We start from the raw sequence: 8,519 nt of genomic DNA on the forward strand, positions 1-8,519 counted from the left end.
GTGGCCACGGCGCGGCACCGACCCGCAACAATGGACCCCATGACCGACTCCCTCGCCCACCCGCACCTGCGCTTCGCGCCGTCCCCCGCCGACCCGGGAACCCCGCGGACCGTCGTGATCCTCGGCTCGACCGGCTCGATCGGTACCCAGGCCGTCGACATCGTGCTGCGCAACCCCGACCGCTTCCGCGTGAGCGCGCTCTCCGCGGCCGGCGGCCGGGTGGAGCTGCTCGCCGAGCAGGCGCACCTGCTGCGGGTGTCCGCCGTCGCGGTGGCCCGCGAGGACGCCGTGCCCGCGCTGCGCGAGGCGCTGTCGGCCCGTTACGGCGCGGGCGAGCCGCTGCCGGAGATCCTGGCCGGCCCCGACGCGGCCACCGAACTCGCCGCCTCCGAGTGCCACACCGTCCTCAACGGCATCACCGGCTCCATCGGCCTGGCGCCGACCCTCGCCGCCCTCCGGGCCGGCCGGGTGCTCGCCCTCGCCAACAAGGAGTCGCTGATCGTCGGCGGCCCCCTCGTCAAGGCCGTCGCGCGGCCCGGCCAGATCGTCCCCGTCGACTCCGAGCACTCCGCGCTCTTCCAGGCCCTGGCCGGCGGCGACCGCGCCGAGGTCCGCAAGCTCGTCGTCACCGCCTCCGGCGGCCCGTTCCGGGGCCGCTCCCGCGAGGAGCTGGCGGAGGTCACCCCCGAGCAGGCGCTCGCCCACCCCACCTGGTCCATGGGCCCGGTCGTCACCATCAACTCCGCGACCCTGGTCAACAAGGGCCTGGAGGTCATCGAGGCGCATCTGCTCTTCGACGTCCCGTTCGACCGCATCGAGGTCGTCGTCCATCCGCAGTCCTACATCCACTCGATGGTGGAGTTCACCGACGGCTCCACCCTCGCCCAGGCCAGCCCGCCCGACATGCGCATGCCGATCGCCCTCGGCCTGGGCTGGCCGCACCGCGTGCCCGACGCCGCGCCCGGCATCGACTGGACCACCGCCCGCAGCTGGGACTTCTACCCCCTCGACGAGAAGGCGTTCCCCTCCGTCCCGCTCGCCTGCCACGTCGGCGGCCTCGGCGGCACCGCCCCCGCCGTCTTCAACGCCGCCAACGAGGAATGCGTGGACGCGTTCCTCCACGGCGGGCTGCCGTTCACAGGGATTGTCGATACGGTCGCGGAGGTGGTCGCCGAACACGGCACGCCCGCGAACGGAACCTCCCTCACCGTCGCGGCCGTCTTGGAAGCGGAGACCTGGGCGCGCGCCCGCGCCCGCGAACTGGCCGCCCGCGCGGCGGCACGTCACCTCTCGGAGGCTCGCGCATGACGGCATGGATGACCATCCTCGGCATAGTCGTCTTCGTCGTCGGTCTGCTGTTCTCCATCGCCTGGCACGAGCTCGGCCATCTCTCCACGGCCAAGATGTTCGGCATCCGCGTGCCGCAGTACATGGTGGGCTTCGGACCGACGCTCTTCTCCCGGAAGAAGGGCGAGACCGAGTACGGCGTCAAGGCCGTCCCCCTCGGCGGCTACATCCGCATGATCGGCATGTTCCCGCCGGGCGACGACGGGAAGCTCCAGGCCCGCTCCACCTCACCGTGGCGCGGGATGATCGAGGACGCCCGCTCGGCGGCCTTCGAGGAGCTCCAGCCCGGGGACGAGAAGCGGCTGTTCTACACCCGCAAGCCGTGGCAGCGCGTCATCGTGATGTTCGCCGGGCCGTTCATGAACCTCGTCCTCGCGGTCGTGATCTTCATGAGCGTGCTGATGGGCTTCGGCATCAACACCCAGACGACCATGGTCGGCTCCGTCGAGAAATGCGTCGTCTCCGCCTCCTCACGGACCGACAAGTGCCCCGCCGGCGCCCCGGACTCCCCGGCCAAGGCCGCCGGCCTGCGCGCCGGCGACAAGATCGTGTCCTTCAACGGGCACGACGTCCCCGACTGGAACACCCTCCAGGCGCAGATCCGCGACACCACGGGAGCCGCGACCCTCGTCGTCGAGCGGCACGGCGAGCGGAGGACCCTGCACGCCGACCTCATCGAGAACAAGGTCGCCAAGACCGACGGCCACGGCGGCTATGTCGCCGGCGAGTACGTCACCGCGGGCTTCCTCGGCTTCACGCCCGCCAGCGGCGTCGTCCGCCAGACCTTCGGCCAGTCCGTCGACCGGATGGGCAGCATGGTCGAGCAGGGCTTCAGCGCCCTCGTCCACCTGCCCGGCAAGGTCCCCGACCTGTGGGACGCCGCGTTCAACGGCGGCGAGCGCAAGGCGGACTCCCCGATGGGCGTGGTCGGCGCGGCCCGCGTCGGCGGCGAGGTCTTCTCGCTCGACATCCCCCCGGCCCAGCGGGTGGCGACCATGCTCTACCTGGTCGCCGGCTTCAACCTCTCGCTGTTCCTGTTCAACATGCTGCCGCTGCTGCCCCTCGACGGCGGGCACATCGCCGGGGCCCTGTGGGAGTCCCTGCGGCGCGCCTTCGCCCGGGTCTTCCGGCGTCCCGACCCCGGCCCGTTCGACGTCGCCAAGCTGATGCCGGCCGCCTATGTCGTCGCCGGGGTCTTCATCTGCTTCACCCTGCTCGTCCTCGTCGCCGACATCGTCAATCCCGTCACGCTGACGGGCTGAGACGAAGCCGCAGGTCGACGCCGTACGGCCGGACGCCCCGCCCCGCGCGCGGAGCGTCCGGCCGTGTGCGTTCCGCGGTGCGCGCGAGCCGCGATGTGCCTCGGGGAACACCTGTGCCGTAATCTCGGACCCCGGAGCCCGCCGATCTCGGGCCCTTGATCCATGACCTTGGGGTTGCTCACCAGATGACTGCCATCGCACTGGGAATGCCGGACGTACCGACCAAGCTCGCCGACCGCCGGGTCAGCCGCAAGATCCACGTCGGGCCGGTCGCCGTGGGCGGAGACGCACCGGTCTCGGTGCAGTCGATGACGACGACGCGGACGTCCGACATCGGGGCGACGCTCCAGCAGATCGCGGAGCTGACCGCGTCCGGCTGCCAGATCGTCCGCGTGGCCTGCCCGACGCAGGACGACGCCGACGCCCTCCCCGTGATCGCGAAGAAGTCCCAGATCCCCGTGATCGCGGACATCCACTTCCAGCCGAAGTACGTGTTCGCCGCGATCGACGCGGGCTGCGCCGCGGTGCGCGTGAACCCCGGCAACATCAAGCAGTTCGACGACAAGGTCAAGGAGATCGCCAAGGCGGCCTCCGAGGCGGGCACCCCGATCCGCATCGGCGTCAACGCCGGCTCCCTCGACAAGCGTCTGCTCCAGAAGTACGGCAAGGCCACCCCGGAGGCCCTGGTGGAGTCGGCGCTGTGGGAGGCGTCCCTCTTCGAGGAGCACGGCTTCCGCGACATCAAGATCTCGGTCAAGCACAACGACCCGGTCGTGATGGTCAATGCCTACCGCCAGCTCGCCGCCCGCTGCGACTACCCGCTGCACCTCGGCGTCACCGAGGCCGGACCGGCCTTCCAGGGCACCATCAAGTCCGCCGTCGCCTTCGGCGCCCTGCTCAGCGAGGGCATCGGCGACACCATCCGCGTCTCCCTGTCGGCGCCGCCGGCCGAGGAGGTCAAGGTCGGCCTCCAGATCCTGGAGTCCCTCAACCTGCGGCCCCGCCGTCTGGAGATCGTCTCCTGCCCGTCCTGCGGCCGCGCCCAGGTCGACGTGTACAAGCTCGCCGACCAGGTGACCGCGGGCCTGGAGGGCATGAAGGTGCCGCTGCGCGTCGCGGTCATGGGCTGCGTCGTCAACGGACCGGGCGAGGCCCGTGAGGCCGACCTCGGTGTGGCGTCCGGCAACGGCAAGGGCCAGATCTTCGTCAAGGGCGAGGTCATCAAGACCGTCCCCGAGTCCAAGATCGTCGAGACGCTGATCGAGGAGGCCCTGAAGATCGCCGCCCAGATGGAGGCGGACGGCATCGTCTCCGGCGAGCCCGTCGTCACCACCGCCGGCTGACCGAGGCCCCGCACCACGGCCCCGCCGCCCCACCGGGTGGCGGGGTCCGCGCGTTCCCGGGCGGCGCGGGCCCGGCCGTCGCACCCTCCGTCCCACCCGTCACAGGTCGCTCCTCCACCGGGAGAGGTACAGTTCCAGCAACCCCGCTCCCGCCTGGCCTCCCAGGCACGAACCGGTGAGGCTGACCGACACGTGTTGACGACCACCGCCCTCAAGGTCCTGGAGCCCGGGGAGCTGGACGCCGCCCTGGAGGTCCTCGACCGCGAGCCGGTCGCCAACGCCTTCGTCGCCTCCCGGGTCCAGGCCGCCGGACTCGACCCCTGGCGGCTCGGCGGCGAGATGTGGGGCTGGTACGTCGGCGGTGAACTGCGCTCCCTGTGCTACGCGGGCGCCAACCTCGTCCCCGTCTGCGCCACCCCCGAGGCCGTCCGCGGCTTCGCCGAACGCGCCCGCCGCCAGGGCCGCCGCTGCTCCTCCATCGTCGGCCCCGCCGAGCCCACCGCGGCCCTGTGGTCACTCCTGGAGCCCGCCTGGGGCCCCGCCCGCGAGATCCGCGCCCACCAGCCCCTCATGGTGACCACCGCCCCGTCCGCCGAGGTCGCCCCCGACCCCCGCGTACGGCGCATCCGCAAGAACGAGATGGACCTGATCATGCCCGCGTGCGTGGCCATGTTCACCGAGGAGGTCGGCGTCTCCCCGACGGCGGGCGACGGCGGACTCCTCTACCAGGCACGCGTCGCCGAGCTCGTCGGCTCCGGACGCTCCTTCGCCCGCGTCGAGAACGGCCGGGTCGTCTTCAAGGCCGAGATCGGCGCCGCCACCCGCCACGCCTGCCAGATCCAGGGCGTCTGGGTCGACCCCGCCCACCGCGGCCGCGGCCTCTCCGAGACCGGCATGGCCGCCGTCCTGCGCTACGCCCTCGACGACGTCGCCCCCGTCGTCAGCCTCTACGTCAACGACTTCAACACCGCCGCCCGCGCCGCCTACCGCCGGGTCGGCTTCCAGGAGGCCGGCGCCTTCATGAGCGTGCTGTTCTGACGCCCGTGCCCCGGACCCGTCCGGCGCCGACCGCCGCCCCGCGGGGGCCCGGCGGCGGTCCCTAGTACGCTCCGGGCATGAATGACGTCGCGGTCGGCCCCCTCGACCTCGCTGCCAGGGTGGACGAGGCACTCGCCGTACAGGCCCTGGCCTTCGGACTGACCGACGACGAGATCGCCGTCCGCCGGCAGATCGTCCTGCGCCATCTGCGCAGCCCCGGCGCCCGCGCCCTCGGCGCCACCACCTCCGAAGGCCGCTTGGTCGGCTTCGTCTACGGCATGCCCAACGACCGCGCCCACTGGTGGTCCACCGTCGTCGAACCCTATCTGCGCGGCGAGGGCCACGACCACTGGCTCGACGACTCCTTCGTCATCACCGAACTCCATGTCCACCCCGCCCACCAGCAGCGCGGCATCGGACGCACCCTGATCACCGCCCTCACCGACACCGCCGGCGAACCCCGCAGCATCCTCTCCGCGATCGACACCGAGAGCCCCGCCCGCCGCCTCTACCGCTCCCTCGGCTACCACGACCTCGCCCGCCGGGTCCTCTTCCCCGGCGCGCCCGTCCCCTACGCCGTGATGGGCGCGCCGCTGCCGCTGCCACGCTCCTGACGGCCGCACCGCCCGGAATCGTATTTCCGTGCTCCCCGCCGGTGGGGCTAACCTCCTGGGAGTCACCTTTCTTACGCAGGAGAAACTCCCATGGCCAACGCCGCGCAGGTCCAGCGCATGTCCCGATTGATGATCAAGACGCTGCGTGACGACCCGGCCGACGCCGAGACCGCCAGCCACAAGCTGCTGGTGCGCGCCGGCTACGTCCGCCGCACCTCCGCCGGCATCTGGACCTGGCTGCCCCTGGGCAAGAAGGTCCTGGAGAACATCTCCCGCATCGTCCGCGAGGAGATGGACGCCATCGGCGGCCAGGAGGTCCTGCTCCCCGCCCTGCTCCCCAAGGAGCCCTACGAGGTCAGCGGCCGCTGGGACGAGTACGGCGACCTCCTCTTCCGCCTCAAGGACCGCAAGGGCGCCGACTACCTCCTCGGCCCCACCCACGAGGAGATCTTCACCCTCACGGTCAAGGACCAGTGCACGTCCTACAAGGACCTGCCCGTGATCCTCTACCAGATCCAGACCAAGTACCGCGACGAGGCCCGCCCCCGCTCCGGTGTGCTGCGCGGCCGCGAGTTCCAGATGAAGGACTCGTACAGCTTCGACACCACCGACGAGGGCCTGGTGGAGTCGTACGCGCTGCACCGCGAGGCGTACACCAAGATCTTCGAGCGTCTGGGCCTGGACTACCGCATCGTCTCCGCGGTCTCCGGCGCCATGGGCGGCTCCGCCTCCGAGGAGTTCCTCGCCCCCGCCGCGGCCGGCGAGGACACCTTCGTGGACTGCCCCGCCTGCGACTACGCCGCCAACACCGAGGCCGTCACCGTCAAGGTCGCCCCGGCCCGGGACGCCGACCACGGCCCCGTCGAGGAGCTGGACACCCCCGACACCCCGACCATCGAGACGCTCGCCGAGCACCTGGGCGTCCCCGCCTCCGCCACCCTGAAGAACCTGCTGGTCAAGGTCGACGGCGAGATCGTCGCCGTCGGCGTCCCCGGTGACCGCGAGGTCGACCTCGGCAAGCTCGGCGAGCACCTCGCCCCGGCCACCGTCGAACTCGTCACCGCCGAGGACTTCGCCGACCGCCCCGACCTCGTCCGCGGCTACGTCGGCCCGCAGGGCCTGGCCGGCACCGCCTTCCGCTACATCGCCGACCCCCGCGTCGCCCCCGGCACCTCCTGGATCACCGGCGCCAACAAGCCCGGCATGCACGCCAAGAACGTCGTCTGCGGCCGCGACTTCGAGGTCGACGACTACCTCGACGTCGTCGTCGTCGAGGCCGGCGACCCCTGCCCCCGCTGCGGCGCCGGCCTGCGCATCGACCGCGCCATCGAGATCGGCCACATCTTCCAGCTCGGCCGCAAGTACGCCGACGCCTTCTCCCTGGACGTCCTCGGCCAGAACGGCAAGCCCGCCCGCGTCACCATGGGCTCCTACGGCATCGGCGTCTCCCGCGCCGTGGCCGCGCTCGCCGAGCAGACCCACGACGAGTCCGGACTGTGCTGGCCGCGCGAGGTCGCCCCGGCCGACGTCCACGTCGTCGCGGCCGGCAAGGCCAAGCAGACCGAGCTGGCCCTGGAGATCGGCGAGAAGCTGGGCGCCGCGGGGCTGCGGGTGCTCGTCGACGACCGCGCCGGCGTCTCGCCCGGCGTGAAGTTCACCGACGCGGAACTGATCGGCGTGCCGACCATCGTCGTCGCGGGCCGGCGGGCCGGCGAGGGCGTCGTCGAGGTCAAGGACCGCCGCACCGGCGAGCGCGAGGAGCTGACGGTCGAGGAGGCCGTGGCACGCCTCGGCGCGTGACACCACGGCGCCATCGGCGTCCGGGCCGGCCGGGGCACCCGCCCCGGCCGGCCCGCCGCTTTCCGGGGCCGCTCAGAGCCAGGCCGCGAACTCCAGCAGCAGCTCACCGCGCTGCCGGTCACCGAACGCCGCCTCCCGCGCACCGGCGTCCACCGCGCGGAACACCGTCCACCCGCGCAGCCGGTCCCGGTCCACCTCCAGCGAGTCCGCGAGCCGCGCCACCCGGCGCCGCGCCGCGGCCGCCGCGCCGGAACCGGTCATCAGGTCCTCGAACCGGTCCAGCACCAGCGACGCCAGGTCGTACGCCCGCTCGCCGACCACCGGCGACGGGCCCACGGCCAGCCACGGCACCCGCTGCCCGGCCAGCACCTTCCCCTGCCGGAACGCCCCGTGCAGCAGGAACTCCTCCCCGCCGCCCGCCGTCAGCTCCCGGCGCACCTCCAGCGCCTCGTCGACCAGCGGGCCCGCGGACGCGACACGCGCCCCCGCGGCCCGCAGCGCCGTGGCGCTCTCCTCCGTCAGCGAGGACACCGTCCCGAACGGATGATCACCGGCCGGCGGTACCCACAGCCGGCGCACCGTCCCCGCCGCCTCCAGCAGCGCCTTCGCCTCCGGCAGGGAACGCAGCGACACCGACGGCTGCAACCGCTCCAGCAGCAGCGCCCCGCTCTCCTCGTCGGCGCGCAGCAGCCGCACCGCGCCCCAGCCGTCCCACACCGCCAGAGCGGCGGCCTCACCGCCCGCGGGCCGTGAGGGGGCCGGGAACTTCAGTGCGGCGGGGGTGCCGTCCTGCTGACGGACGAGGGCGACGAGGCTGGAGCGCCCACCGGGGACGACGACCCGCTCCAGAGTCAGCTCCCAGGCGTCCAGCCGCCGCGTCACGGCCCGGGGCAGATCCGCCAGCCAGACCCCCGCGGGACTCTCCGGATCACCGCTGAGCGCGTCGCGCAGACGCCGCGGAGGGTCGATGGGGGCCGTCGGCATGGTGGAGCGTCCTTCTTCCTGGAACGGGGGCGGCCGGTCGTTCAGAGCGCGTTCGCGGACGCGGTCGCGGTGGGCGAGGGGGAGCCGGCCGCGGCCCGTTCCGCGAGCCCAGGGAAGGCTACGCCGCTGCC

Annotated in this window: 7 protein-coding genes; 6 read left to right on the forward strand and 1 reads right to left on the reverse strand. The window is 72.8% G+C overall.

The window, feature by feature from the left end; all coding sequences use genetic code 11:
• Window positions 1-39 precede the first annotated feature (39 nt).
• The 6 genes from dxr to AC51EU_RS23690 all read left to right on the forward strand — a co-directional run bounded on the left by dxr (window position 40) and on the right by AC51EU_RS23690 (window position 7,404).
• Window positions 40-1,308 carry a 1-deoxy-D-xylulose-5-phosphate reductoisomerase gene (dxr, locus tag AC51EU_RS23665; RefSeq protein WP_496269063.1) on the forward strand — a complete coding sequence of 423 codons (1,269 nt, stop codon included), beginning with the start codon at window positions 40-42 and terminating at the stop codon, window positions 1,306-1,308.
• Complete coding sequence (locus tag AC51EU_RS23670) at window positions 1,305-2,609, forward strand: M50 family metallopeptidase (RefSeq protein ID WP_496269064.1); 1,305 nt, start codon at window positions 1,305-1,307, stop codon at window positions 2,607-2,609. The genes dxr and AC51EU_RS23670 overlap by 4 nt, the downstream gene beginning before the upstream one ends.
• A 185-nt stretch (window positions 2,610-2,794) precedes the next feature.
• Window positions 2,795-3,952, forward strand: a complete 1,158-nt coding sequence (ispG, locus tag AC51EU_RS23675; RefSeq protein ID WP_496269065.1) for a flavodoxin-dependent (E)-4-hydroxy-3-methylbut-2-enyl-diphosphate synthase — start codon at window positions 2,795-2,797, stop codon at window positions 3,950-3,952.
• Window positions 3,953-4,144: 192 nt separating this feature from the next.
• Window positions 4,145-4,990: a GNAT family N-acetyltransferase gene (locus tag AC51EU_RS23680; protein ID WP_496269066.1), complete on the forward strand. Its 846-nt coding sequence runs from the start codon at window positions 4,145-4,147 to the stop codon at window positions 4,988-4,990.
• 77 nt (window positions 4,991-5,067) lie between these two features.
• Window positions 5,068-5,604: a GNAT family N-acetyltransferase gene (locus AC51EU_RS23685; protein WP_496269067.1), complete on the forward strand. Its 537-nt coding sequence runs from the start codon at window positions 5,068-5,070 to the stop codon at window positions 5,602-5,604.
• Window positions 5,605-5,694: 90 nt separating this feature from the next.
• Complete coding sequence (locus tag AC51EU_RS23690; protein WP_496269068.1) at window positions 5,695-7,404, forward strand: proline--tRNA ligase; 1,710 nt, start codon at window positions 5,695-5,697, stop codon at window positions 7,402-7,404.
• A gap of 72 nt (window positions 7,405-7,476) precedes the next feature.
• Here the strand turns inward: AC51EU_RS23690 and AC51EU_RS23695 are convergent, their stop codons facing one another.
• Window positions 7,477-8,388 (reverse strand): aminoglycoside phosphotransferase family protein, encoded by a 912-nt coding sequence (locus AC51EU_RS23695; RefSeq protein WP_496269069.1) that lies wholly within the window; start codon window positions 8,386-8,388, stop codon window positions 7,477-7,479.
• Window positions 8,389-8,519: the final 131 nt, after the last annotated feature.

The sequence above is a fragment of the Candidatus Streptomyces philanthi genome (assembly GCF_059553635.1).

What these genes read in the sequence shown, in the direction of transcription:
- AC51EU_RS23670 (WP_496269064.1), top strand. Translation starts at nt 1,305, where the DNA reads ATGACGGCATGGATGACCATCCTCGGCATAGTCGTCTTCGTCGTCGGT.
- dxr (WP_496269063.1), top strand. Translation starts at nt 40, where the DNA reads ATGACCGACTCCCTCGCCCACCCGCACCTGCGCTTCGCGCCGTCCCCC.
- AC51EU_RS23685 (WP_496269067.1), top strand. Translation starts at nt 5,068, where the DNA reads ATGAATGACGTCGCGGTCGGCCCCCTCGACCTCGCTGCCAGGGTGGAC.
- AC51EU_RS23690 (WP_496269068.1), top strand. Translation starts at nt 5,695, where the DNA reads ATGGCCAACGCCGCGCAGGTCCAGCGCATGTCCCGATTGATGATCAAG.
- ispG (WP_496269065.1), top strand. Translation starts at nt 2,795, where the DNA reads ATGACTGCCATCGCACTGGGAATGCCGGACGTACCGACCAAGCTCGCC.
- AC51EU_RS23695 (WP_496269069.1), bottom strand. Translation starts at nt 8,388, where the DNA reads ATGCCGACGGCCCCCATCGACCCTCCGCGGCGTCTGCGCGACGCGCTC.